Raw genomic sequence first — 24,545 nt, forward strand, 5'->3', positions numbered from 1 at the left:
TGTATTGAAAAATAATTATTAGAAAATTCAATATTTTAATTAATTATACCAAACTTTTCCTTTTTAATAACTTGAGAAATAATTGTCAGAAAACTTACTAGGATAAATAAAAAAGCAAGTAGTTCCAGCACTCCGCTAAAACTACTTGCTCTCCTACTTACTATCTCTATTTTTACTCTTTAATAAATTCCTTCGTACTTCTCACTGTATCAATTGGACGAACTAATTTTTCAATTTCTTCACGTTTTGGCTCTAGGAATGGAGGTAAAGATAATTTTTCGCCAAGTGTTTCGTATGGCTCATCTCCCATAAATCCTGGGCCGTCTGTTGCAAATTCAAATAAGATTTGTGGTGCAACTCTTGCGTATAATGATTCAAAGAAATGACGGTCTACATAACCAGATGAAGGAAGTCCAACGCTACTGATTCTCTCAATCCATTCTTCTAATACAGCGCGATCTTCTACGCGGAATGCAGCATGGTGAACCGTACCAAAACCTTGTCGTGCTTCTGGAAGAACCGTATTATGTTCTACAATGACAGAAGCACCGTTTCCACCTTTATTCACTTCAAATAAATAGAATTCTCCTTCTTGCGCAACCTCTTTAAATAATAGAACTTTCTCTAACACTTCTTTGAAGAAACTAAAGTTTGCAATACGGATGAATACAGGCCCTAAACCAGTAATTGCATATTCTAATGGAACTGGTCCGTTTTGCCATGGTGTACCTGATTCTATACCGTTATCAAGCTCATCTGAAATTAATTGATATTGTTGGTCATCAAAGTCAACGAAAGAAAGAGTTTTCTTACCAAATTGCTCTTTAATTCCTGTATGTTCTACTTCAAGACGGTCAAAGCGTTTCACCCAATATGCTAATGCTGCATCAGTCGGAACACGGAATGAAGTTTTTGAAATTTCATTTGTACCGTGTACACCTTTCGGAACACCTGGGAAGTCAAAGAATGTCATATCTGTTCCTGCACTACCTTTATCATCTGCAAAGAATAAATGATACGTTTGAATGTCATCTTGGTTTACTGTTTTCTTAACTAAACGCATTCCTAAAACGTGAGTGAAAAACTCATAGTTTTTTTCTGCACTACTTGTAATCGCTGTAACGTGGTGAATTCCTTTTAATTGGTTCATTTTATATTCCTCCAATGGGTTTCATTTATATGTTAAAGTTGTATATTTTCTTCTATTACTTCTCTTCAATAGGTGCTAAATTCGCTTCAATCTCTGCACGCTGATTTTCTAAGAACGGTGGTAAATCAAGTTTTTCTCCTAAATGTTCTACATCTCCATCAACTGTAAACCCTGGTCCATCTGTCGCAATTTCAAATAGGATTCCGTTTGATTCACGGAAATATAAGCTTTTAAAGTAGAAACGGTCAATGATTCCTGAAGAATGGAAGCCTCTTTGTTTCACTTGTTCTTCCCAATAGGCAAGCTCTGCATCGTTTTTCACGCGAATTGCTAAATGGTGGATGCTACCGCGGCCTGGTTTTTCAGTAGGACCATCTAAATATTTCACAACGATTTCTCCAAAAGCCTCTCCTTTAATGGACTGAAAAATTGCTTCCTCTTCGCTTCGGCTAACCTCTGTATAACCAAACATCTCTGTAAGTGTACTCGCCATTTTATCAAGTCTACGAACTGTCATTTCCACAGAACCCATTCCTTGAATTTGATGCTTTGCAGGAACTTCTGATTTCTCCCAAGTTTCCCAGTGCTCTACTTTTTCTCCGTTTGAAACGAGTAGTACTAAGCGAAGACCTTCAGCATCCTCAAATTGTAAAGCAGGACGATTTGCATATGTTGTCATCTCACTATGTTTCACATCAAATTTCTCAAATCGTTCTTTCCAGTAATGTAAGCTTTCCTCTGAAGGAACGAGTAATCCAATTCGAGTAATCGCATTTGTACCGCGATATGTTCTTCCTACTAAAGGAATTTCAAAAAATGATAACTCTGTACCCGGACTTCCTGTTTTATCTCCGTAAAATAAATGATACATTGACGGATCATCTTGGTTTACTGTCATTTTCACACGACGTAATCCAAGTACATTTTTATAAAAGTGATTATTTTCATTTGTATTTTTCGTAACCATTGAAATGTGATGATGCCCTTTAATTTTATACATTTGTAATTCCTCCACTTCATTTTACTAGTCAAGTGATGATAAAAAAATAATATGTTTTTTTAGCTGTTCAATTTATTCTCATTATGTTTTTGTAAATTCATCTTAGTTTTTACTGCATAAGTTACTTTCGTTTTTAACTCGAAAACAACTGAGTGTATGTTTTTCATATGACTCAATCGCTTTCGTTACTATCACTTTACAACTCAAGTGATTAAAAAGCAAGTAATTTATCTCAAATTCGAGATATTTTTTTATTGGATAACATTTTGAACTGGAGAATGATAAAGTGAAGGCTAATAATCAGTGGGGGTTTTACTGTCCATTATCGCGGGATAAAGTATTCATACGAAGAGTAGACAACTTCTCCCCTTTAAAAAGGTTTATTACATGGTGAAAAGGAATATTATCCATAAAAGAAAGGGGTTAATTTATGAATAAAAATATATCATTACTGACCTTATCATTATTCCTATATCTATCCGCTTGTTCGACTGAGACAAACACTGGTAGTACATCTACTACTGAACAACCAAAAGGAAAAACTGCCTCAATACAACAAGAGGAAAATCATAAACCTATTTTCTTTCAAGGAAAGGAAATAAAGAAAATTGAGCTTATATCCGCTAAGGTAAAAAATAAAAAAGCAGTTATAAATCTAGAGTTTGATCAAATTATTAAATCCATGGAACATACAGGAATAGATAAGGATCGAGAAAGAGTTATTCCTCTTTTGCTAGATGATGAGGCCAAAGCAAATATTGATTATCAAATGAATGTAAATTACCAAGATGGTTCCAATGAAACATATTTAATTTGGCTAGAGGATAAAAAAGTTGTAATTGCTCGTCAAGATCATGAAGAACAAAAAAATCTAGAACATTACATAATAAGGGATACAGATGCTCAACAAATATTACGTTTATTTAAGAACAATGTAGAATAACAATAAGCTGCCCATATGGACAGCTTATTGTATTTTTTGCTTAACATATTTTTTCTGAAATGCTGGCGGTACTCAATTTAAAAGTTGATATGCCCCCATTCTAGTGGCAAGATATGTTTTATTAGTTCTTCGTTACACCCATGCGAACTTCTTAACTATTTTATTTCATTTTTAATAAAGTGAAACTTTAATCAGTGGGGGTTTTCTTCCCCCCCCACTGATTATCAGCCCTCACCAATCGGACTTTTATGGGCAGCCCGACCCCCACCTAAATTCTTTGCTTTCGCTGAATTTTGAGTTAGGGGTCTTACTGCCCATTAAAGCGGGATAAATTGAAATTTAATGACTTAACATTATGCTTATCTTAGGAGCGAGGTATTTTATCGGTGAGTGTATACAAACCATGTAATGCTTGCTGTTAATAATGCTGACGAAATCAAAGCTGTAAGAACACTATATGTTTGCCACATAAGTATTGTTGACCAATCGAAAGCGCAGCACAGTATACCCAGAGCAATCGTAGCGATCAGGAAAATAACTGTTACGGTTATTCTCTTTTTTGTCATTGGCTGTCGCTCATTCGTTCTCCTTCTGCGTAATCCTAAGAGAAATAGCAAAACGGCCAATAGGCAAAAAATAATTGTGATAGACGACAAAATGATATCCAAAAGCTGTGTGCCGCTTATTTCATATGACTGAGTTAGATTGCCTTCTAATATATCTTTAACTTTTAGTACCATGTTTGTATTGGTATTTGTGCCGTTGCTCAGCAAGGAGACGGCTGTTCGTTCATTTGGCAGTATGACTACTTCGGTTCTGAAATTTGGATTGCCCCCAGTGTGTTCTATAATCGTTTGATCGGCATTTACGGACCAACCTGCCGCATAATACATACCGTTGACAGCCGAAACAGACATATCACCCCTATGTGATTTTTCGATAACCGTGTGAAATATTTCGGGTATGTCCTGCACGATACCCATCTGTATGCCCATCCAACGAGCCATATCTTTTGTATTAGAAATGATGTAGCCTGCGGGTTTATTCCCAGCATAATCCGGAGCTTTAAATGGAGTTGTCATAAAAAAGGAAGAACGGTAGCCCTGTGCCAACTGTCCAGTAGCTTGAGCAGCTTCTTTATAAACATACGTCTGGTGAAGACCTAACGGTTGAAATACCTGTTCCTTCATAAAGTCTTCATAGCTTTGTCGCGACACAATCTCAATAACCAAACCCAATACGTCATAATTAACGGTTCCATAGTTATACTGTTCACCGGGAGGGAACGCCAATTCAGCATCCACGAGCATTTCCACAGTCTTTTGCAACATATCCGGTGTATTGCCTTGTGGAATATTTTGAAGATGCCTAATATTTGTTAGACCACTGGTATGGTGAAGAAAGTTATTTAGTGTAAGACTTTGCATATCAACAGGTTTCCCTTGATACTTTAATGTAAACCAAGGTAAATATTTTTGGACAGGGTCAGTCATTGAAAGCAGCCCTTGCTCTTCCAATAGCATAATACCCATACCGGTAAAAGCTTTACTGACCGAGGCTAACTCATAGAGTGTATTTTCACTTGCAGACAACCCCTTTTCACGGTCTGCATACCCTGAAGAAAAGTAGAACACTTCATCATCAGCAAGTATTGAGATTGACATTCCCGGCACACCTGATATACGACAGGCATCATCTAGCAACGCTTGTATTGCCGCAGATTGCGAATCTGACAACGCATAACTTTGTGTTGCAAATCCTGAGAATAATATAAATATCGTTAATACAAAAACAATAATCTTTTTCATAAACTCTCCTTTTTGGAAAAATTATAAGAGAATAATATAAATAACCTCCTTTTACAACTACGAAACTAAATTTTAATGTATCTTTCTATTCACCTGTATAATATCAAATAATTGCGAATAGTTACACTTGAACGAACAGATGGATGTAATTTGAAACAACTTTAAAGAGCCTTGCTACGTAGAATGTAGTAAGGCTCTTAGCTTTTTAATAATCAAAATTCAATAACTTTATTATCATTATACAACAGCCTCACTAAGCGTATTAACACTTAATGAGGCCACTTTATTCACACTATTAATTATGGAACGTCGGCTTATAGAACGAACGATTATCAAGAGCAAAGACACGCTCTGTGTACTCGCCTGGTTTTGTGCGTCCTAATGCACGGTCCATCATGTTCATTTTTGCATCTAAGTTATCGATGTAATGCAGAATTTCTGCTTCTTTTACTAATGGTGGTTTTGGGCTACCCCATTCTGCTTTTCCGTGGTGAGAAAGAACGATGTGTTGAAGAATCAATACTTCTTCTGCATCGATTTGCAATTCGTCTGCTGCTTTACCAATTTCGTTCACCATAATAGAAATGTGGCCTAGTAAATTTCCTTCTAACGTATACGTTGTAGAAATTGGGCCAGATAGTTCGATTACTTTACCAAGGTCATGTAAAATAACGCCTGCATATAGTAAGTCTTTATCTAACGATGGATATAGATTTGAGATAGCTTTCGCTAAATCAAGCATTGATACGACGTGATAAGCTAGTCCAGATACGAACTCGTGATGGTTCTTTGTCGCTGCTGGATAGTCTAAAAATTCGTTTTGATGCTTATTTAATAAATGTCTTGTTAGACGCTGAATGTTCGGGTTTCTCATTTCAAATATGTATTGCGTAATTTTCTCAACCATATCTTCTTTTTTCACTGGTGCTTTTTCTACGAAGTCTGAGATATCTGTTACTTCATTTTCATTCGCAACACGAATTTGTTTCACACGTAATTGAATACGTCCTTTGTAGTTTAAAATATCACCAGCTACTTTCACGATTGTTTCCGCTACATATTGTTTCTCAACTTCTGGTGATACGTCCCATAGCTTCGCTTCAATGTCTCCACTTGGATCTTGTAAGATTACTGTTAAAAATGGCTTTCCATTGCTTGCGATACCTTTTGTCGCTGTTTTAATTAACAAGAAAATATCGACTTGTTCACCAACTTCATATTCTGCAATTTTCTTTTTCATTCGAATTCCTCCACCAAATCAGTTACTTTTAGTATAGCACACTACAACTCATTTTCTTTACGCATATGTGTTAATTTTATAATCTGTTTTTCTGTAAAATACGCGAGTAAATGCGCATGACATGTAAAGAATATGACTTGTCTATCCTTTGCAATTTCCTTTATAAGTTCAATCGTTCGATTCGTCCTTACCGCATCAAAATGCACGAAACTATCATCAATAATAAATGGATAATCATGTTCGAATGTTTTCGCGAGTGCAAATCTCAGCGATAAATATAACTGCTCCGCTGTCGCTTGGCTTAGTTCATGACTGTAAAAACGCATACCGTCGTTACGTTCAACGATAAACGGTTCTGCCTCTGACGGTGAAAAGATTTTACTATAGCGTCCGCCTGTTAAATAGACGAAATACTCTTCTGATTTTTGTAAAATACGAGGAAGATGAACTTCATGATAATAGTGCTTCGTTTTCGTTAACACTGTCTTTGCGGCCGCATAAGCAGCCCACTTCTTCACTTGTTCACGCACTTGCGCTTTTTTCATTTCCCATTCATGCATTAAATCGCCGTACGTACTACCTTCTTCTAAATTCGCAATTTCCATACGATGTTTCGCAATACGCTCTGTCAATTCTTTCTCTTGCGCCAGACAATTTTGCACGACTGTCATTTCTCTCTTTAATTTCTCTTCATAACCGTCAGCTTCATAATGTTCAGCTAATGATAAACTCGTTAAACGCTGTTCTAACAGATCAATTTGCGGTAATAAACGCCCGACTTGCTGCGCAGCATCTTCACGTTTTTCTGCCAGTTTACCTGCTTTTAAAAACATCTCTTCATCTGTAGAATGTGCGATATGCCATAAACTATCTCGTTCTACTAACAGTTGTTTTAATTGCTCTTGCATGAACTCATATTCTTCTTGCCATTCCACAAGCTTCTCTTTTAACTGCTTACAAGTTTGGCGCTTTTCTTTCTCATTTTGCATACGGATTTGCGCCTCGTGCAGCTTACTATACTCCGCACTACCGATAACAGTTTCTAGTTTATGTTCAAATTGCGAAATCATTTCATATAATGAAGATTTCCGCTCACTTTGTTTCTCTAACTCGCGATATAATTGCTGCATTTTTCCCATACGCTCAAACGCCGGCAATATGTGTGCATACGTATAAAATTCAGGGAACATATAGCGCACTTTATACACATCGACTTGTTCTCCCGCCTGGAACTTTTCTCTCTCCCATTCCTCATACGATGAAACGACTTTATCATACGCTCGTTCCAACTGCTGTAACTTATACGACTCGCGCTCAAATAACTTCCGAACCTCTTCATCTTTTTCTAACTGATAACGAACAGACATCGCTTCTTCACTTTGTCTCCCGCCAGCACTTTGCTGAAGTGTAAGGAACTCTTCTTGTAATCCACTTGATGGATCTTTATATAAAACAAGGGCGAGAACAATCCCTACAAAAACAATGACACTAATAAATAAGAGCGCTCGGTTATCTATAAATAAGCTTGTGAATAAAACAAGCGTGTTAATAAGAAGTAACAGAAGACAAACTCTTTGCCACTGCTTTTTCTTTTGCTTAGCTGCTCCTGCTTTTTCCTCATACTTACGCTTCATTCTCTCTGCGCCCATACCGATAAACGCCGCATCTTGGAATGATTTCTCTTTCTCAACTAACACATTTCTCTCTTCATCCACTAACATTTGTTTCTTAATCTGTCTTATATTTTCTTCTTGTTCTTCTAATTGCTCTTGCGCTACTTTAAAACGATCATCAAGCTGTGCTTTTTGCGTTTCTAATTCACGCGCCTTTTGCACTGTTTGCGTAATTAACTCTTTCGTTGCCAAACTCATATCAAACGACAGAACTGTTTCCTTTTCAAAAGTAGCACCAATTTGTTGTTCTAGTTCTGCGATTTCTTCTTTTATATTCGTAATACTTCCTGTCATATCACGCATTTCTTGGCGTGCATTTTCGTAAGACATATGCTGCATACGAAGTTCTTCTACATAACTTTCTTTTTGTAAAAAATCCTCATCTATTTGAATTGATTCTATTTCCGATTGCACATTCTCAATTTTTTTATAGAGCGAATCAACTTGTAATTGGAGCGGCTCCATCTTCGCTTTAATTCCTTCATAACGCGCCATTCCGTTTACAGGAAACTGCCCGCTCTCGTTCTCTAACACTTTCTCATGCGCACGTTTTTCAATAACGAGTGGCTCAAGCGCTGCTAATATTTCATAATCTTGCTTTCGTTTTTCTGCACTCTCTTTTTCCCCGCGAACAGAAGCAAGCTTCTCTTCACTTTCTTTTAACTGCTCCACTTGTTTTTCATACGTGCCGATTTTCCCTTGCCACTCTTTCATCTTCTCTTCAAGTTTCTTCATCTCTTGCAATGACACGTTAATTTCTGGTTTACGACCACTCGGCTTGAAGCGCTGGTCCATTTCTTTTTCTAGCTTTTTATCTAACTGCAATAGCGCATCACTTCCGACTGCACTTGCCGAAAATAAATAATTGCCAATATCCGCTTCGCCGAGCTGATGAATGTTTTGAAGGCCATGCATATCAAATGAAAAGACAGATTCAAATAAACTTTCATTCATCCCGCTTAATATATCGTTTAAAATTTCTTCTCCGCCCGTTTTCCCGTCTTCAAAATAAACGATCACCTCGCCAGCTGCCGTCTTTGGCAATCGCTCAATTTTCAAACGACCGTACTGCTCCGTTTGCACAATGATCGCACCGCCATATTTTCCGCCTTCTTTCGGCTCATAACGGCGCTGTCCTCTCGTCGGAAAACCGAATAAAATACTTTTCATAAATGAGCGAATTGTCGATTTCCCCGCTTCATTTTCACCGTATAACACTGTCAGCAAGGAAAGATCCATTTCCACATTTTCTAATTTTCCGTACCCATAAATATGGAGTTTTTCAATTCTCATTTTTTATCCCTCTCTTGCTGGAATAATTGTTCTAAAATAATATTTTCTGCTTCCTTCTGAATCTCTTTCTTCTCTTCTTCTGTAAAAGATTCAATACTATTACGCGCTACAGGAGATGTCCAAATAGTTCGCAATACTCCGTCCATATTAGTGAAAGCTTCTAACTCCTTTAGCACACTACCGACGAAATGATTTTCCGCTTTCAAACGTTCGATTTCCGCAAAAGAAACCGTCTCATTTTTCCACTTCATCGCATATACGAAGTCTTTTCGCTCTTCTCCAGATGCTAAAATGTGAAAAATCTCTTCCACACGCTTTTCGTCGCGCAAATAAGGGGAAAGTGGGCCTTGTCCTGTAAATACGACAGTTAATAACGTACCTTCCTCTTCTCTTCGGCATTCATTCATCGCAGTAGATATGCTTGTCATAAGTTCATCAACAGTTTCAAGTCCATCAATACAAACTTCGATTTCATCCCATACAACATCTGCCGTATGGAAAAATGAACACTGCGTTCCTTGTTTCGTAAGTTCAATAAGGTACGCACCCTTCTCGCCTGTTTCCTTACGATGACGACCTTGTATGTTCCCTGGATAAATAATGTATGGTTCTTCTGATAAAATTTCACGTTTATGTATATGGCCAAGAGCCCAATAATCAAACTGTTTTTCTTTCAACTCACGAATTTGAAACGGTGCATAGCGGTTATGCTCTGCATCTCCTTCCACACTTCCGTGAAGCATACCAATATGAAAAGTCGCATCACTCATTTTCGTATACTGCGCTGTCATATTATCCGTTACCGCTTGCTGCAAATAACTAAAACCATAAATAGAAGCTAATAGCTCACCATTTTTATAAAATGATTTCTCTTCTACATAAGGCTCAGTAAATACATGAACATTTTCCGGAAACTCAATTGCTGCCCAGCTTCCCCCTAAATGATCATGGTTACCGTGAATAATAAAAACAGGGATATTGTATTGCGAAAGTCTCTTCATTTGCTCACGCACAAACACTTGCGCCCTCAAACTTCTCGTCTCCGCATCATACAAATCCCCAGCTAGTAATACGAAATCAACGCGCTCTTGAATCGCTTTATCAACAATACGCTCAAATGATTCAAACGTACTTTGCTTCATTCTCTCCCAAACAGACTGCGCAACATTCATCTCCATCCCTTTAAACGGACTATCCAAATGCAAATCAGCCGCATGTATAAACTTTACTTGTTTCACAAATAACGATCCTTTCTATCTTTCAAAAGTTTCATTTTATCAAAATTAAAATCGCTGAAAACTAATAATTATCGAGAATAAAAATATTCTCGATGATTAAAGTTTCATTCTATTTTACCACGCAATGTCATATATTTCTTTGCATATTGTAGCATTTTATGCCAAAATAATTATAAGATTCTGATTTTAATTATTGGAGGGAATTTTCATGGGAGTATACGTTCTAACAGTCTTTGAAAAAGATGGTTCAAAAGCATTAGACGAATCATTCGAGGCGGCAACTGAAAAAGAAGCAAAAGCAAAAGGTGAATCTATTTTACAAGAAAAAGGATTGTATGAAAAAACACATCGCTGTACATCTACTGCAGGTAAGCTCGTTTTATTCCAGCGCTAAAAAAAGAAGCGTCATCCGCTTCTTTTTCACTCTACTATATCTTCGTCACACCACGTAAACACCACATCTAGAATGCGATTACCGATACGTACGCGTTTATTCCATTTACCTGTTTGGATCTGATGTTGCAATTCTGCTTTCATCTTTTCCGTCCAGTCGTGAATCGTTTCACTACCGTCGTACGGATATACGCCTGGAAACTCTTCCTGCAGTAGATGCAAGCTCTCTGCATCAAAATGAAAATGGAAGAAGTAGTTTGCTGTAAGCGATGGTTCTTGCAATTGTAAAAAATGATCATCAATTTGCTTTCTATTTCGATAGAAAGTAAAGATATTCACTTTACCGCTAGTAATTTGGTCAATTTGAATTTCGTGCTTCTCTATAATCACGTCTTGTCCACCTCGTTGTATACTATCTTTAGTATATATGTCTTTTGCAACAAAGTTAACCATTTTCGTGCGAAATTCATTTCCTTCATTATAATTCCTGTACCTCCATATGTAATCAGGATAAATAAAAACAAAGTTGAAGGGGAGCGATCACATGTATTTCGGAAGCAAAGGTTGGTATGTAAAAGAACTTAAAAAATTAGGTATCCGTACTTATGAAGGTAAAAAACTAGAATCTTATCGTACGCATGTGTTGTCTAGTTTACTTGAGAGAATGAAGAAGGCTTCGGCTTAATAGAATAGCAAGAAGTAAACCTGAATATTGGTAAATGATAAAAAACACCTCCTAAATTCGCATACTAAGTATGCAAATTAAATGGAGGTGTTTTTATTAGTTTCACTTTTTCAGGGGCTCTTCAGTTTTCATAAAATATTTTTTGTTTCCGCTGAAACGGATAAGTTTTAATCTCAGCTGTATCTAAATTTTCATGGAATAAATGAATAGCTATAATTTGTCTACAATCGTAGGTATGGTAATAATATGTTCCAGATTCCATACACATTGCACTCGTATAGATGGTATTATCTAATGTTCCGTCTTCTGTTATTACTGCCCCTTTAGGGACCTCACAATTTGATAAGATATGAAAAATAGCCGATATCCCCTCTTCTTCGTTCTCTATACCTTGAATGTTTTGTTTGCCATATGCTGCCCGCACAAATCTTGATGGCGGGGTAAAATCTCCAGGAAGTCCCATCGTTCCTGAACCTTGGCCAAAAGCACTTAATGGTACATCTCCCCACTCCGTTGGCGCAAATGGCTGCGATTTAAGTCCAATATATTGTCTTAAATTTTGTAAATGCCAATTAAACTCCGGACTATTAGTCATCACTCCTAATGGATTGTCATACATTTTTAGTCCATCAGTTGTCGGCTCAAGTACAATACAATCTCCCCATTTATCTGCTAAAATCCAATGTAGCGGTGGGGTAATTCCTAAAACTGGTAATGGTATATCTATAAGGGAAATGTTATCAACAGATTTTTTTAACTCTTCAACAGAATTAAATTGCGTGAGGCTCCAAGCCACAAAATCAAATGGCGCTAAATTCGTTTTATGGTTATCTATACTGTTACTATAAGTAGCGAATCCCGGGAAATAGAGAGTGGCACACGTCATACCAGCTTCATTTACTCCGTCCGCCATAATGACCCTTCCTTCATGATTAATTCCCATTCCGACAACAGCCTTTTTCGCTCGGATAGTTTCACCAGTTATATTGTTCCACTGATAACGCCGAGGAATGATTATTACTTCCTGATTCATATCTAATGTGAAATCCATTGTTCTCGCAAAAAGATGTTGGAAATTTTTAGTTTGTAACGTCAAACTAGTACACATGAAGAAATCCCCCCATTTTATAGTTATATACACATTTTATAAAATTCTGATAAATACGTAAATTAAAAACCCTATTTATCACTAACAAAGTAACCACCCAAACTAAAAATGCTATAATAAATCCAATCAAACTAAGGGGGCAAATTACTTTGCTTGGAACATGCATTCAATTTCATAAGTTTGGCAATCCAAAAGACGTATTACAAGTTGAATATAAAAATATAGAACCACTGAAAGATAATGAAGTTTTCGTCCGTATGCTAGTTAGACCGATTAATCCATCTGACTTAATTCCCATCACAGGAGCGTACGCTCATAGAATTCCTTTACCTAACATACCTGGCTATGAAGGTGTTGGTATTGTAGAAAATGTTGGCGCTTTTGTTTCTCGAGAGCTTATCGGTAAACGAGTGTTACCTTTACGCGGGGAAGGTACTTGGCAAGAATATGTGAAGACATCAGCTGATTTTGTAGTCCCTATTCCTGATTCCATTGATGATTTCACAGCGGCACAAATGTATATTAATCCCCTTACGGCGTGGGTTACTTGTACAGAAACGTTAAACTTACAGCGTAATGACGTTTTATTAGTGAATGCTTGTGGGTCCGCTATTGGACATCTATTTGCGCAGTTATCCCAAATTTTAAATTTCCGATTAATTGCCGTTACAAGAAATAATAAGCATACAGAAGAATTACTGCGCCTTGGTGCTGCATATGTAATTGATACTTCCACTGCCCCGCTTTATGAAACTGTTATGGAATTAACAAACGGGATTGGTGCGGATGCTGCGATTGATTCTATCGGAGGACCGGATGGAAATGAATTAGCTTTTTCCTTACGTCCAAACGGGCATTTTTTAACGATCGGTCTTCTATCAGGAATACAAGTGAACTGGGCCGAGATTGTCACAAAAGCAAAAGTACACGCAAACATATTTCATTTACGACATTGGAATAAAAATGTGTCAGCATATAAATGGCAGGAGACGTTTCGTCACTTAATTCGTCTAGTAGAAAATGAGCAATTACGTTTTATGAAAGTCCATTCTACATATGACTTAGCGGATGTGAAAACGGCGGTTGATGTTGTGCAATCTGCGGAGAAAACGAAAGGGAAAGTTTTTTTGACGGGTTACTGACTACAATTGAAGGAGTCTTTTTGATTGGCCATTTAAATAGACTAGATAGTACGTTTAGGAACACCTAATTGTAAGTATCTGGTATAATCCTATTAAAAGGTGAAAGGAGATTTTCACATGTGGCTAATCACGGCAATCGCGCCTGTTGTAATAGTTGGTGGAATTGTAGTATTTGTAATTAAAAGATTGGAACATAAATATAAGAACGGAAAATTAGGTAAGAAAAAATCTCAAAAAGCTCAACTGTTATTAGATAGTTTCATACCTATGGGAATGCTTGTCGGCTGTATGATTGGTTTGATTTCCGGTATGTTTTCCCCAGATTTCTCACTGTTTTCCATTAGTTTAGGGTCTGGAATAGGCTATTTATTTGGTTATTTCGCCTATGAAATTTATAGCAAGACAGGCAACAATTTTTCATAATCCAAAAAGAATAAGCGGAACAGTACATAATCGTCATATAAAATATGTACTGTCCTTTATTGTTGCATCAACATTATCACCTTACCTTCCACATCCTATACACCTTTTTTATTGACTTTCCTCTCCTCCCTCTTTTGTATATCCACTTTTTTATTTTCATTGGATCTATACCCATAGTAAAGTAGAGCACATGTAATAACTGAACCTACAATATATCCTAAAAAACACCCTAACCAAAACATAATGTAACCGCCTCTATTCATTATAAATTTTATGTAATACAACCCTTTACATGCTCAATCGTTTATTTCTATAAACTATACACTCTCGTTATTCATACCATTATTTCTCCCCTTACCTCAAATAACAATTTTTTTATTTATCATAAAGTTAACACTCTCGTTAAACAAATATAAAGATTGCTGTATTTCTTACTTTTCTCCTTGAAAACGATATATACTATATTTGAAATAAGCGGGTGCGTCTGCTTAGTATCTAAATTCCCGTGCAATACCCCCAATCCTAGCATCTTTTACAATAACGTTTTGCTTATTTTTTGTACTTATAATACGCCATCAACTCTTCTTCATTTTAACTTTAATCATGAAACAAAAAAATCCCCTCAAAGCATAAACTTCAAGGGGTGAGCCTGTTTTTTATTTACTTATATACGTACAGCTGTACCACTTACAGCAACCATTAACATTCCATCACGAACAACTTCGTAATCTACGTCAACACCAACGACAGCGTTCGCACCTTTTTGTTTTGCAAGTTCTTTCATTTCGTCCATCGCAATATCACGAGCTTCTTTTAGCTTACTTTCATAAGAACCAGCACGACCACCGACAACATCACGAACAGAAGCGAATAAATCGCGGACAATATTTGCACCCATAATAGCTTCACCATTTACAATATCGATATACTCAATAATTTCTTTACCTTGAATTCCAGACGTCGTTGTTACAATCATGACTGACACTCTCCTATAAATTATAATTTTTGATTAGCTTTCTTATGTCTTTATTATGACATGGAAAAAGTAACTAATCTATTGAATTACCTTACAGGAGTGTGACAATTTTGTAAGAATGAAACGGCTATTATTTAATAAAGCGCTTTTACGTTAGGATACATAAACGATTTTCTATTTTCTTTCCAATCCTTTTCCACTTCTTTAAAGGTTGGTCGCCCTAATTCTTCATTGTTTTCCTGTTTACTAAACCATTTCTTTACATACTTCTCTCCATTTTTATTTTGAACCGTACAAAGGAAACTATTACTACTATCCTTTAATATTTTTACAATCACGAATAGACACCTCTTCCCTTCTCAATATCATAATAGGACTTGATCTTTTACTATAAGCCCTTCCTCTCTCATAGTCATACGACTCCTCGGCCGTGCCAAAGTTGTAAGATCAAAAACGATATTCATTATGTTTAAATATGTGACGTATATATTATTTAAAGAAATCAGAGTTATAAGCATTATGCTTATCAAATATTTTATAGATTTCTAACTTATCATCTAATTTTGCATCTACTAAAATTAATATATTTCCATCGTAAATGTATTCTTCATACTTCTTAGCATGTTCTTCAGGGATTCCTAATCCGATAAATGCTCCTATTAAACTTCCAGCTCCTCCGCCAATACCGGCTCCCCCAATAGCTGCCGCGATAGGTCCTGCTGCTACAATTGGGCCCAGTCCAGATACGGCAAGTACACCAAGACCTGTTAATAAACCACCGAGTCCGCCTGCTACTCCTCCTGCTACAAGCCCTGTTGCTGAAAAGATATCTGCTTTATGTGCAGTTTCATTCTTAACTTTTTCACCGGATTTTTCTTCAAGGTGTTCAATTTCCTTTTGATCCTTTGCAATAGCTGAAATGTTATCTGCTGAGTATCCTTTTTCATTTAATTCATTAATAACGAGTGCCGCATCATCAATTGTTCTAAAGACACCTACTATTTTTCTATCTACATTCATAACTATTAACCTCCTAAAGTTTTATATAATGTATCTTTATTTTTCTTCATTTCTGTATACACTAATCTTCTTATTAACATAACCATTTACGAAAAAAGCGAATAGTAAAAGCACTACAAGTGAACTACTTAACAAGTAAATTAAATCAAATGTAATATCAATCATCATTTCATTCATGTATACCAGGCTCCTTTTTATTTAAAGTAAAAGTATATTTTGATAGACTAATCTACTAAACATAGACATCTTACAATTCATCTTCAGTTAATCTCTTTGTAGTATATGTATACCCTTCCTAACCTTTTCTAAACGTAAAAAACTATAATTATATTTTTTCTTATTTATATGTTTAACACTTTTTAAAACGGGTATGTTTATATTGTTATGCTTACTATATGGAAAGGAATATTACGATGAACGCCATTCACTCTACTACTATTTCTTATAATGAAACACCTACAATAACTCAGATTCATCATTTTTATGCTTTAATGACAACATTTCAAACGAATGTATTTATAAGTAAACACGGAACACTTACTTCTATTAAAAACTTAAGCACATTAGTATCCTTTTTCCTTACCGTAAAAAAGAGAGAGCTTGTATTATTTATCTTTGAAGGAATAGATGCAAAAAAAGCTTTAAGAACACTCTTTCCTTCTTAAAAGTTTTGTTATCCCCTATTCCCTCGATTGTTACTTTTCATATATAGTTTTATATTTCAAAATGATTTCCTCTATGAAAAACGAGCCCCCTAATACAATAGGGGGATTTCTAGTTTGGTCTTACGAAAACTGATATAATATATATTACGTTTTCATTCTTTACGATTGAAAACTTTTAATAATCTTGAAGGTAGGAATTTCTAATGAAATCGAAAGCAAAATTTAGTATTCGTTACAAAATTATGGCTGGTTATTTAGTTATCATTTTGTTCTTACTTATTTCTTTCATTATGTTAAACAATGGGATTTCCAGTTTACAAAAATCTCGTAATTTTATTATTGATCACGATTTTAAAGTTCTTAATTTAACGAATCAAGTGGAGAAAGATTTACTAACAATTGAAAATAAAGCGAAAGGATTTATCACTTCTAATGATGCAAATTACGTTCAATCCCTTAACGCTGCGGAAAAGGATTACGAAAAACATTATCAAAATCTTTTAGCTCTATTAGAGGATAACCCTTCTCAGCAAGAAAAATTAAAACAGATTAATGAAAACATTAATAATTGGGTTAATAAAGAGATTCACCCATTCATTACGAATCACAATAGTAATAACGTACAAGCAATCGACACGACTCAAATTCAATCATTACAATCGCAACTAACTAACTTCCGTAGTGTAGAGGAGCAACTAACGAAAAAAAGAGCTGCACAATTAGATACTGAAAATAATAAATTAGAGATTTGGTTATACAGCTTATTGTTCTTACTTTCTTGTATTTCCATTATCATTTCACTCTATATTTCGAATTCCATTACAAAAACGATTAAAAATGTAATTCAAGTTATTAAATCCATTTCTTCTAAAGAAAAAATTACGGAAAGAATTCATGTGAACAGCCATGATGAAATAAAAGATTTGGCTCATACAACGAACCATTTACTAGACGAAATATCGAAAAGAGAGTGGTTGCAAACTGAGCTTGCAGAATTAATTTTAATGTATCAAGGTGTATCTTCTATTGAGATGTTAGGTAACAAAATTCTTAGTGGAATGATACAAAAAACGCAAACTTCTTGCGGTGCATTTTATGTACGTGAAGAAATTGAAGAAACTGTCTACTATGTGAAAAAAGCTTCTTTCGCCGGTCAAGGTCCTGATGTTGGAAAACAGTCCATTAAAATGGGTGAAGGCTTAATTGGGCAATGTGCTTTAGAAAAACAAAGCTTTATTCTTCGAGAAATACCAGAAGAATTTCGTTATGTTACTAGCGGATTATTAGAAATACGCCCTAAAAACCTACTAGTCATCCCTATCTTATTTGAAGATGAAGTGATCGCAGTGATGGAGTTAGTAAGTGTAACTGAGATTTCAGACTTACATCAAGAATTAATTCAACAAACCGTTGATAATCTAGGTTTAACAATCCATAGCATTATGGGACGTATGCGAATTCAAACCCTTTTACATGAATCACAAGCAATGACAGAAGAGCTGCAAGTTCAATCAGAAGAATTACAAACGCAAGCTGAAGAACTACAAATGCAAGCCGAAGAATTACGAACAACGAATGAACAACTAGAGTCTAGAACGGAAGAGGCGGAGCAAAAGACAGCTGACTTACAAATTACTAAATCAGAATTAGAAGAAAAAGCAAGTGAGTTATTACGTAGCTCAAAATACAAATCAGAATTTCTAGCAAATATGTCACATGAATTACGAACACCGTTAAATAGTATTTTACTATTATCTGAAATGTTAAAAGAAAATCATGATAATCATTTATCCGACGATGAAATTGAATTAGCAACTGTCATTCATTCATCAGGAAAAGATTTACTTACTTTAATTAATGACATACTTGATTTATCGAAAGTAGAAGCTGGGAAACTAGATGTGATTTTCGAAGCAACGAATATAAGTGATATGGCAGCAAGTATGCATCAAAACTTCTTACATATCGCTGCACAAAAAAATGTCGAATTTACGATTAAAGACAGTGACACCATTCCGGATTTGTTTTATACAGATGCAAAACGGATTGAGCAAATTATTAAAAACTTATTATCCAATGCATTTAAATTCACCGAAAAAGGATCCGTTTCTTTACATTTCGATTCAATAGAAATAAGTAATTTGAGTCATGATATGCAGTCTATAAGTAATGATTGGATGAAAATTTCGGTAAAAGATACTGGTATTGGTATCTCTAAAGAACAGCATCAACTTATTTTCGAAGCCTTTCAACAGGCAGATGGTGCAACGATTCGAAAATATGGTGGTACAGGCTTAGGATTATCTATTTGTAAAGAGTTTGCTAGACTGTTAGGTGGTTGGATTACGTTAGAGAGTCATGTAGGAGAAGGCAGTACTTTCACTGTATATATTCCTAACCTTCCAAATGGATTAACTGATATACAAGTATCCAATTTAGAAGTTGCAGCAACGATAGAAGATGTTATTCCTGCTGAAGTTGTGGAGGAAACTATCGTTACTACCGAAACAAATAACGTCTTCCAAGAGAAAACTATTTTAATTGTCGATGATGATCACCGAAATATATTTGCATTACAAAATGCATTAAAAAAACAGCATGCCAACATTATTACTGCCCAAAACGGCATAGAGTGTTTAGACATACTAAAAAACAATACAAATATTGACCTTATTTTAATGGATATTATGATGCCGAATATGGACGGTTATGAAACGATGGAACATATCCGAATGAACTTAGGGTTAAGTGAAATACCTATTATCGCATTAACTGCGAAAGCAATGCCAAATGATAAAGAGAAATGTTTATCTGCTGGCGCTTCAGATTATATAAGTAAACCATTAAATTTACATCAACTCTATTCGGTAATGAGTGTATGGTTAATAAAATAAGTGAGGTTTAGTTGGAGTGGAAAATAAGTATTATAATTTTGATCCATCTGTAGATATGGATAAGCGCATGAACTTAGAAATTGAATTACTATTGGAAGCGGTATTTAAACTATCTGGCTTCGATTTTCGCCAATATGCTCGCACATCTATTTATAGAAGAATTTGTAATAGAATGCAGATCTCTAATATTCCAACCATTTCAAAGTTAATTGAAAAAGTAATTCATGAGGAAGGGTTTTTAGAACAGTTATTAAATGATTTCTCCATTAACGTAACTGAAATGTTTCGTAACCCTAATTTTTTTAAAGCGCTAAGAGAGCATGTCATTCCTGAATTAAAAAAGTATCCTGAAATTAGAATTTGGCACGCCGGATGCGCAACTGGTGAAGAAGTATTATCCATGTCCATCTTACTTCACGAAGAAGGATTAAGTGAAAAAGCTGTTATTTACGCAACAGATATGAATACAAATGTGTTAGAAAAAGCAAAACAAGGTATCCTTCCGTTAAATAAAATGCAAACTTATACGAAAAACTATTTACAAGCTGGCGGTACACAAGCATTTTCTAACTATTATTCAACAGATAATCGTTTTGCTTATTTTAATCCATCACTGTTACAAAACATTATTTTTGCACAGCATAATTTAGTAACTGATCAATCTTTTAACGAATTTCATATTATACTTTGCCGTAACGTTTTAATTTACTTTACGAGTAAACTTCAAAACCAAGTACAGCAACTATTTTATGAAAGTTTAGGTCACAACGGATTCCTATGTTTAGGAAATAAAGAAACTCTTCGTTTTTCCGATATAATGCCGCATTATATCCAATTTAATCCGAACGAACAAATCTATCAAAAAATACAATAAAAGCGTATGAAATCCTTATTTGGATTTCATACGCTTTTTATTTCGCATTCGTTTGTATCATAATGAGGCACATATCATCTGATTGTTCTTTCTTCTGTTCTTCCTTATAAAACCCTTCTATCTCTTCTTCTAAATCTCCCCATTTCCTTTTTGTAAAAGCACGTAATTTCTCTTCAGACTCAAATTCATCATTTGCAATCGCTTCAAGAACACCATCTGTAAACAATATGATTTGAGCGTTCTTCTCAAAAGGTATAACTGTCTTTTTAACTTTTATTTCATCAAAAAATCCTACCGCGCAACTCCCGCGATTCAGTTCAACCATATTTGTTTCATCAACTAAAACGTATCCAGCAGGATGTCCTGCATTTACATATTCAATTGTTCTCTTTTCTGTATCCACTACTAAGTATATCGTTGTAAAATAATATGGAATATTGTCATTCTCATTATGTAAAAGAGTCATATATTTATTTAAGTCTTTAATGACGAGTTCTGGATCGATTAAAGATTTAATCGTTTCACGTAATACAGACGAAATAAACATACAAACTAATGAAGCAGATATACCATGTCCCATCACGTCTAATAATATAATACCGTAGCGGTTTTCATCGATTTTATACCAATAATACATATCTCCAGCTAGTTTGAATGAAGGTAAATAGCTTGCTTCAATTTTTATATGATTTTCTCTTAATGGGCTACTTAATAAATTTCTTTGTACTTGCGTAGCTAAATCTAGTTCATTCCGAAGATTTTCTTCTTGTTCTTTATGCCAATTTAATTCCGATTTCAAGCGTAACGCTACACGCATACGTGCTAATAGTTCAACTTTATTTATAGGTTTCGTAATATAATCCATTGCCCCCATATCAAGAGCTTCGGCCAATTTATTGGCATCCTCTAAAGCTGTAACAAAAATAATAGGGATATCTTTAAACTTCTCCTCTTTTTGTAATCGCCTACAAACTTCAAGTCCATCAATTTCAGGCATCATAATATCTAATAGTATTAAATCAATTTCATTATGCCTGGAAGAATCTTTTCCAAAATGTATGTATTCGAAGAGCTCTTGTGCAGAATTGAGTGATACAAGATCATGATATCCGGCTTGTTTTAAAATCTTCTCAATTACAAATATGTTAACCGGATTATCATCAACAATTAAAATGGACACAAGTTATTTCCCCTTTTCTTATTTAAAATGTAAATCTATTATCATTTTCTATTTTTCTAGTATTACATAATCAGTTACAAAATGAAAATTTCTTACTCAAACATATTTATACAACAAAAGAACAAACCCCTAGAAATAGGAATTTGTTCTTTCACTCTATAAATTTCTACTTTTAATTTAACACCATTGCTTTATCATTTAAAAGACGATCTAATTCTTCCATATGATTAGTTTCATCTGCAATCATATCTTCTAGTTTTACAACTAACTCTGTCATATTTAATTTCGCTGCCTGTTCTTTTCTCATTTCATAACGCTTAATTGTTTCATATTCTGATTGTCTAGCGGATTCTAACATTTCTCGAACATCTTCTACTTGTTTCACTGGTAAAGGGATTGTAGTAGGTGTACCACCTAACGTCTTAATTTTCTCCGCTAAATATAGGGCATGTCCTTGTTCATCACTAATTTCAGATTCAAAGAAAGGTTTTAACACTTGTCTATATATACCAGAAACTGTAGCTGCATTATGGTTATACATAATAATTGCTGAGTATTCTCCTGCTAAATCTTCATTCAATCCTTCGATTAGTTCTTTCACATCGTGTGACATTTTTATATCTCCTCCTATACTTAATAACTACCCCTTTTCTCATGTTTTAAACATAGCTCTTTAAAATTTTTATGTATCTAAAAACGCTGCTTGCTTCAATTTACTTATCGCTTGTCTTTTAATACGAGAAACGTGCATTTGTGAAATACCTAACCGTTCCCCTGTATCTTTTTGATTTAAATTTTCTCCAAATATATAATGAATAACACTCTTTTCTGTCTCATTTAATACGTTAAAAATATCCTTTAAAACGAGACGCCTTTCTGTCTCTTCATATCCTTGCTCTACTTCACCTACAGATTCAATCCTCGCTACCGAACTGCCATCAGATGAATTTTCAACTACATCATCTAAGGAAGATACGCGATAATTATTTTTCGCATCCATAATTTCTAGCACTTCCTCTTCGGATAGTCCTAAATGATCTGCAATCTCTATAATCTTCGGTGAACGCTGCAAACGATCTGTTAGCTCCTCTATCGCAAGTCTAATCTTCCCGCCTAAATCTTTAATTCGCCTTGGAACGTGAATACCCCAAGTTTTATCACGTAAATATTTCTTTATTTCGCCTACTATTGTAGGTATTGCAAACGGCTCAAAAGCATTCCCTATCGAATAATCATACCTTCTTATTGCACCTAAGAGCCCTATCATTCCTACTTGTATAATATCTTCATGCATCGGCCCACCTTTTGAATAGCGATATGCAATGGAGTATACAAGATTTTTATAGTGATTAACCAATCTTTCCTGTGCTTCATCACATTGGTTTTGTTGGAAGTCTGCAATTAGTTTAATAACGTCTTCTTTAGTAAGATTTGTAGGTTGAGATTGGATTTCCATCATTCTCCACCTGCTCTCTTTGTATATATTTTGTCATTAAAACTGTCATGCCCTCATCATGCATAATTTGTATATCATCCATTAACGTATTGATTAAATATAAACCTAAACCATTTTCTGGCAAATGCTCTACTGATTTATTAATATCATACGGACCAACTTTACTTTTTAAGCTATTAAAATCAAAGCTAACTCCATTATCCGCAGCCATAATTTCTAATCGATCTTCATATAAGCCAAAGACAATTGTAATTTCTCCAACGTCTTCTTTATATGCATGTTGTACAATGTTTGTACATGCTTCACTAATAGCAATTTTCATATCTTCTATATCGTCATAAGCAAAGCCCATTCGATTCGCAACACCAGCCATTGTTAAACGAATAATAGCCACATATTCTGCTTTTGCAGGAATTTTCATTTCTATCTTTTCAAATCTCTCCATCATCCCTAGTCACCTTCTTTCTACTTTTTCAAAATCGGAATTCAAATTTAATATTTCTGTTAGTCCTGTGATATCGAATAATCTTTTTAGTCTTTTAGATACACCAATAAACTCTAGCTTTCCATCATTTTTCTTAATTGCTTTTAATAGAGCTATAAACACGCCTAAACCTGTACTATCCATATACTCTACCTCAGTAAAATCTACTACAATATGAACCTCTTTTTCGCTTGCAATAGGCATAATCTTATTTTTCAAATCTGATGCCGTATATGCATCAATTTCACCATTAAGTTGTACTGTATAACCTACATCATTTTGCAAAATATTTATTGCCAAATTCATCATTTCCGCCCCCTTATCTCAAACTCTTACTATTTAATTACCCATAAAAATTAATTTTAAACATATTTTTTTATTTTCATTATAAATAAATTTTCTACACCTTTCTCGGCTTAACACTTAAATCGTACTAATAAATGTTTAAAACTTATAATTTTGTGTATGTATAATGTATAAACATTATTTTTAGGGGGATCTATCTATGGAAGAGCACAACTTTAAAAAGGGAGATTTTGTTCAATTTTCTTATCGACACGATCATGCTACAAAATTAATTGGTTCCATTATTAACATACTAACGAATACAATTGTAGTAGATATCGGTAATAGCGAAGACTTATCTCATATAGAACCGAGGCAGGTCGTAAGGATAAATAATTGTGAAAAAGTAACGATGGTTTAATACATAATGAACACTCCCCCACTTAGCAAAGCTTGAAGTGGGGGTTTCTAACGTTTCGACCTAACGGACGATTAACGTCAGGGGAGTTAACACATTAGCGAGCTGTTTCACGCCTAACCCCTCTATCCCATTTGTCCATGCATTTGGGATTACTTTTCGTAAAATGTTAGCCGCAGCATTTACATCTGCATTAA

26 protein-coding genes are annotated in these 24,545 nt (G+C 35.0%); 9 read left to right on the plus strand and 17 right to left on the minus strand.

Annotated features, from left to right (window positions below; all coding sequences use genetic code 11):
- Nucleotides 1-172: 172 nt before the first annotated feature.
- Together EBQ15_RS18200 and EBQ15_RS18205 are read right to left on the minus strand one after the other, a co-directional pair.
- Nucleotides 173-1,150: a ring-cleaving dioxygenase gene (locus tag EBQ15_RS18200; RefSeq protein ID WP_001072573.1), complete on the minus strand. Its 978-nt coding sequence runs from the start codon at nt 1,148-1,150 to the stop codon at nt 173-175.
- Between the two features lie 55 nt (nt 1,151-1,205).
- Nucleotides 1,206-2,150, minus strand: a complete 945-nt coding sequence (locus EBQ15_RS18205) for a ring-cleaving dioxygenase (RefSeq protein ID WP_000276688.1) — start codon at nt 2,148-2,150, stop codon at nt 1,206-1,208.
- A 430-nt stretch (nt 2,151-2,580) separates the two neighbouring features.
- Here EBQ15_RS18205 and EBQ15_RS18210 point away from each other — a divergent pair, with 430 nt between their 5' ends.
- Complete coding sequence (locus EBQ15_RS18210; protein WP_001038846.1) at nt 2,581-3,093, plus strand: hypothetical protein; 513 nt, start codon at nt 2,581-2,583, stop codon at nt 3,091-3,093.
- A gap of 380 nt (nt 3,094-3,473) precedes the next feature.
- Here the strand turns inward: EBQ15_RS18210 and EBQ15_RS18215 are convergent, their stop codons facing one another.
- The 4 genes from EBQ15_RS18215 to EBQ15_RS18230 form a co-directional block, all read right to left on the minus strand.
- Entirely contained in the window at nt 3,474-4,901 is a 1,428-nt protein-coding gene (locus tag EBQ15_RS18215) for a serine hydrolase domain-containing protein (protein WP_000720973.1), read from the minus strand.
- A gap of 295 nt (nt 4,902-5,196) precedes the next feature.
- Nucleotides 5,197-6,141, minus strand: coding sequence for a 3'-5' exoribonuclease YhaM (yhaM, locus tag EBQ15_RS18220; protein ID WP_000726639.1), 945 nt, complete (start codon nt 6,139-6,141; stop codon nt 5,197-5,199).
- 41 nt (nt 6,142-6,182) lie between these two features.
- The gene (locus EBQ15_RS18225; RefSeq protein ID WP_001217595.1) at nt 6,183-9,107 is read right to left on the minus strand and encodes an ATP-binding protein; all 2,925 of its coding nucleotides are present in this window, start codon (nt 9,105-9,107) and stop codon (nt 6,183-6,185) included.
- A complete protein-coding gene (locus tag EBQ15_RS18230) occupies nt 9,104-10,345 on the minus strand; it encodes a metallophosphoesterase family protein (protein ID WP_000815710.1) in 1,242 nt (413 codons plus the stop codon). The genes EBQ15_RS18225 and EBQ15_RS18230 overlap by 4 nt, the downstream gene beginning before the upstream one ends.
- 208 nt (nt 10,346-10,553) lie before the next feature.
- Here EBQ15_RS18230 and EBQ15_RS18235 point away from each other — a divergent pair, with 208 nt between their 5' ends.
- Nucleotides 10,554-10,739, plus strand: a complete 186-nt coding sequence (locus EBQ15_RS18235) for a YhzD family protein (protein WP_000539552.1) — start codon at nt 10,554-10,556, stop codon at nt 10,737-10,739.
- 26 nt (nt 10,740-10,765) lie between these two features.
- Here the strand turns inward: EBQ15_RS18235 and EBQ15_RS18240 are convergent, their stop codons facing one another.
- Entirely contained in the window at nt 10,766-11,128 is a 363-nt protein-coding gene (locus EBQ15_RS18240) for a hypothetical protein (protein WP_000582773.1), read from the minus strand.
- A 154-nt stretch (nt 11,129-11,282) separates the two neighbouring features.
- Here EBQ15_RS18240 and EBQ15_RS18245 point away from each other — a divergent pair, with 154 nt between their 5' ends.
- Nucleotides 11,283-11,423 (plus strand): YflJ family protein, encoded by a 141-nt coding sequence (locus EBQ15_RS18245; RefSeq protein ID WP_000273536.1) that lies wholly within the window; start codon nt 11,283-11,285, stop codon nt 11,421-11,423.
- Between the two features lie 121 nt (nt 11,424-11,544).
- On the opposite strand, the gene EBQ15_RS18250 is transcribed toward EBQ15_RS18245, so the two are convergent.
- Nucleotides 11,545-12,531 (minus strand): choloylglycine hydrolase family protein, encoded by a 987-nt coding sequence (locus tag EBQ15_RS18250; protein WP_000337592.1) that lies wholly within the window; start codon nt 12,529-12,531, stop codon nt 11,545-11,547.
- A 149-nt stretch (nt 12,532-12,680) separates the two neighbouring features.
- Between EBQ15_RS18250 and EBQ15_RS18255 the strand changes: the two genes are divergently transcribed.
- Both EBQ15_RS18255 and EBQ15_RS18260 read left to right on the plus strand, forming a co-directional pair.
- Complete coding sequence (locus EBQ15_RS18255; protein WP_000901746.1) at nt 12,681-13,673, plus strand: zinc-dependent alcohol dehydrogenase family protein; 993 nt, start codon at nt 12,681-12,683, stop codon at nt 13,671-13,673.
- Nucleotides 13,674-13,790: 117 nt separating this feature from the next.
- Nucleotides 13,791-14,096, plus strand: a complete 306-nt coding sequence (locus EBQ15_RS18260; protein WP_000266269.1) for a hypothetical protein — start codon at nt 13,791-13,793, stop codon at nt 14,094-14,096.
- Between the two features lie 664 nt (nt 14,097-14,760).
- Here EBQ15_RS18260 and EBQ15_RS18265 read toward each other — a convergent pair.
- From EBQ15_RS18265 to EBQ15_RS31230, 4 genes are all read right to left on the minus strand, one after another.
- Complete coding sequence (locus EBQ15_RS18265; RefSeq protein WP_000637512.1) at nt 14,761-15,072, minus strand: YbjQ family protein; 312 nt, start codon at nt 15,070-15,072, stop codon at nt 14,761-14,763.
- A 134-nt stretch (nt 15,073-15,206) separates the two neighbouring features.
- Nucleotides 15,207-15,410, minus strand: a complete 204-nt coding sequence (locus EBQ15_RS18270; protein ID WP_000635857.1) for a DUF4028 family protein — start codon at nt 15,408-15,410, stop codon at nt 15,207-15,209.
- A gap of 151 nt (nt 15,411-15,561) precedes the next feature.
- Nucleotides 15,562-16,092, minus strand: a complete 531-nt coding sequence (locus EBQ15_RS18275) for a general stress protein (RefSeq protein ID WP_001100096.1) — start codon at nt 16,090-16,092, stop codon at nt 15,562-15,564.
- 36 nt (nt 16,093-16,128) lie between these two features.
- Nucleotides 16,129-16,269 (minus strand): hypothetical protein, encoded by a 141-nt coding sequence (locus EBQ15_RS31230; protein WP_001004567.1) that lies wholly within the window; start codon nt 16,267-16,269, stop codon nt 16,129-16,131.
- 236 nt (nt 16,270-16,505) lie between these two features.
- On the opposite strand from EBQ15_RS31230, the gene EBQ15_RS18280 reads away from it, so the two are divergent.
- From EBQ15_RS18280 to EBQ15_RS18290, 3 genes are all read left to right on the plus strand, one after another.
- Nucleotides 16,506-16,757: a hypothetical protein gene (locus EBQ15_RS18280; protein WP_000991358.1), complete on the plus strand. Its 252-nt coding sequence runs from the start codon at nt 16,506-16,508 to the stop codon at nt 16,755-16,757.
- Nucleotides 16,758-16,960: 203 nt separating this feature from the next.
- Nucleotides 16,961-19,651: an ATP-binding protein gene (locus EBQ15_RS18285; RefSeq protein WP_000836709.1), complete on the plus strand. Its 2,691-nt coding sequence runs from the start codon at nt 16,961-16,963 to the stop codon at nt 19,649-19,651.
- A 16-nt stretch (nt 19,652-19,667) separates the two neighbouring features.
- On the plus strand, nt 19,668-20,525 hold the full coding sequence (locus tag EBQ15_RS18290; RefSeq protein ID WP_000429024.1) for a CheR family methyltransferase: 858 nt from the start codon (nt 19,668-19,670) through the stop codon (nt 20,523-20,525).
- A 37-nt stretch (nt 20,526-20,562) separates the two neighbouring features.
- Here EBQ15_RS18290 and EBQ15_RS18295 read toward each other — a convergent pair whose 3' ends face one another.
- The 5 genes from EBQ15_RS18295 to rsbV form a co-directional block, all read right to left on the minus strand.
- Nucleotides 20,563-21,705, minus strand: coding sequence for a fused response regulator/phosphatase (locus EBQ15_RS18295; protein WP_000025506.1), 1,143 nt, complete (start codon nt 21,703-21,705; stop codon nt 20,563-20,565).
- Between the two features lie 172 nt (nt 21,706-21,877).
- Nucleotides 21,878-22,318: a ferritin-like domain-containing protein gene (locus EBQ15_RS18300; protein ID WP_000017753.1), complete on the minus strand. Its 441-nt coding sequence runs from the start codon at nt 22,316-22,318 to the stop codon at nt 21,878-21,880.
- Nucleotides 22,319-22,387: 69 nt separating this feature from the next.
- Nucleotides 22,388-23,164 (minus strand): RNA polymerase sigma factor SigB, encoded by a 777-nt coding sequence (gene sigB / locus EBQ15_RS18305; protein ID WP_033682779.1) that lies wholly within the window; start codon nt 23,162-23,164, stop codon nt 22,388-22,390.
- On the minus strand, nt 23,127-23,609 hold the full coding sequence (gene rsbW / locus EBQ15_RS18310; protein WP_001999230.1) for an anti-sigma B factor RsbW: 483 nt from the start codon (nt 23,607-23,609) through the stop codon (nt 23,127-23,129). Before rsbW ends, sigB begins: the two co-directional genes overlap by 38 nt.
- A gap of 6 nt (nt 23,610-23,615) precedes the next feature.
- Entirely contained in the window at nt 23,616-23,954 is a 339-nt protein-coding gene (rsbV, locus tag EBQ15_RS18315) for an anti sigma b factor antagonist RsbV (RefSeq protein ID WP_001999229.1), read from the minus strand.
- Nucleotides 23,955-24,150: 196 nt separating this feature from the next.
- Here rsbV and EBQ15_RS18320 point away from each other — a divergent pair, with 196 nt between their 5' ends.
- Nucleotides 24,151-24,351, plus strand: coding sequence for a methyltransferase (locus tag EBQ15_RS18320; RefSeq protein ID WP_000390990.1), 201 nt, complete (start codon nt 24,151-24,153; stop codon nt 24,349-24,351).
- Nucleotides 24,352-24,545 lie beyond the last annotated feature (194 nt).

This window comes from Bacillus sp. 2D03, from assembly GCF_003946765.1.
GTDB classification, from domain to species: domain Bacteria; phylum Bacillota; class Bacilli; order Bacillales; family Bacillaceae_G; genus Bacillus_A; species Bacillus_A cereus.

Excerpts from the sequence above, each read along its gene's own strand:
- EBQ15_RS18210 (WP_001038846.1), top strand. The coding sequence starts at position 2,581 with ATGAATAAAAATATATCATTACTGACCTTATCATTATTCCTATATCTA.
- EBQ15_RS18300 (WP_000017753.1), bottom strand. The coding sequence starts at position 22,318 with ATGTCACACGATGTGAAAGAACTAATCGAAGGATTGAATGAAGATTTA.
- EBQ15_RS18260 (WP_000266269.1), top strand. The coding sequence starts at position 13,791 with ATGTGGCTAATCACGGCAATCGCGCCTGTTGTAATAGTTGGTGGAATT.
- EBQ15_RS18265 (WP_000637512.1), bottom strand. The coding sequence starts at position 15,072 with ATGATTGTAACAACGACGTCTGGAATTCAAGGTAAAGAAATTATTGAG.
- EBQ15_RS31230 (WP_001004567.1), bottom strand. The coding sequence starts at position 16,269 with ATGAATGAAATGATGATTGATATTACATTTGATTTAATTTACTTGTTA.
- EBQ15_RS18205 (WP_000276688.1), bottom strand. The coding sequence starts at position 2,150 with ATGTATAAAATTAAAGGGCATCATCACATTTCAATGGTTACGAAAAAT.
- EBQ15_RS18250 (WP_000337592.1), bottom strand. The coding sequence starts at position 12,531 with ATGTGTACTAGTTTGACGTTACAAACTAAAAATTTCCAACATCTTTTT.
- EBQ15_RS18320 (WP_000390990.1), top strand. The coding sequence starts at position 24,151 with ATGGAAGAGCACAACTTTAAAAAGGGAGATTTTGTTCAATTTTCTTAT.
- EBQ15_RS18200 (WP_001072573.1), bottom strand. The coding sequence starts at position 1,150 with ATGAACCAATTAAAAGGAATTCACCACGTTACAGCGATTACAAGTAGT.
- EBQ15_RS18225 (WP_001217595.1), bottom strand. The coding sequence starts at position 9,107 with ATGAGAATTGAAAAACTCCATATTTATGGGTACGGAAAATTAGAAAAT.
- rsbV (WP_001999229.1), bottom strand. The coding sequence starts at position 23,954 with ATGATGAATTTGGCAATAAATATTTTGCAAAATGATGTAGGTTATACA.
- sigB (WP_033682779.1), bottom strand. The coding sequence starts at position 23,164 with ATGATGGAAATCCAATCTCAACCTACAAATCTTACTAAAGAAGACGTT.
- EBQ15_RS18235 (WP_000539552.1), top strand. The coding sequence starts at position 10,554 with ATGGGAGTATACGTTCTAACAGTCTTTGAAAAAGATGGTTCAAAAGCA.
- EBQ15_RS18285 (WP_000836709.1), top strand. The coding sequence starts at position 16,961 with ATGAAATCGAAAGCAAAATTTAGTATTCGTTACAAAATTATGGCTGGT.
- EBQ15_RS18245 (WP_000273536.1), top strand. The coding sequence starts at position 11,283 with ATGTATTTCGGAAGCAAAGGTTGGTATGTAAAAGAACTTAAAAAATTA.
- yhaM (WP_000726639.1), bottom strand. The coding sequence starts at position 6,141 with ATGAAAAAGAAAATTGCAGAATATGAAGTTGGTGAACAAGTCGATATT.
- EBQ15_RS18280 (WP_000991358.1), top strand. The coding sequence starts at position 16,506 with ATGAACGCCATTCACTCTACTACTATTTCTTATAATGAAACACCTACA.
- EBQ15_RS18275 (WP_001100096.1), bottom strand. The coding sequence starts at position 16,092 with ATGAATGTAGATAGAAAAATAGTAGGTGTCTTTAGAACAATTGATGAT.
- EBQ15_RS18215 (WP_000720973.1), bottom strand. The coding sequence starts at position 4,901 with ATGAAAAAGATTATTGTTTTTGTATTAACGATATTTATATTATTCTCA.
- rsbW (WP_001999230.1), bottom strand. The coding sequence starts at position 23,609 with ATGATGGAGAGATTTGAAAAGATAGAAATGAAAATTCCTGCAAAAGCA.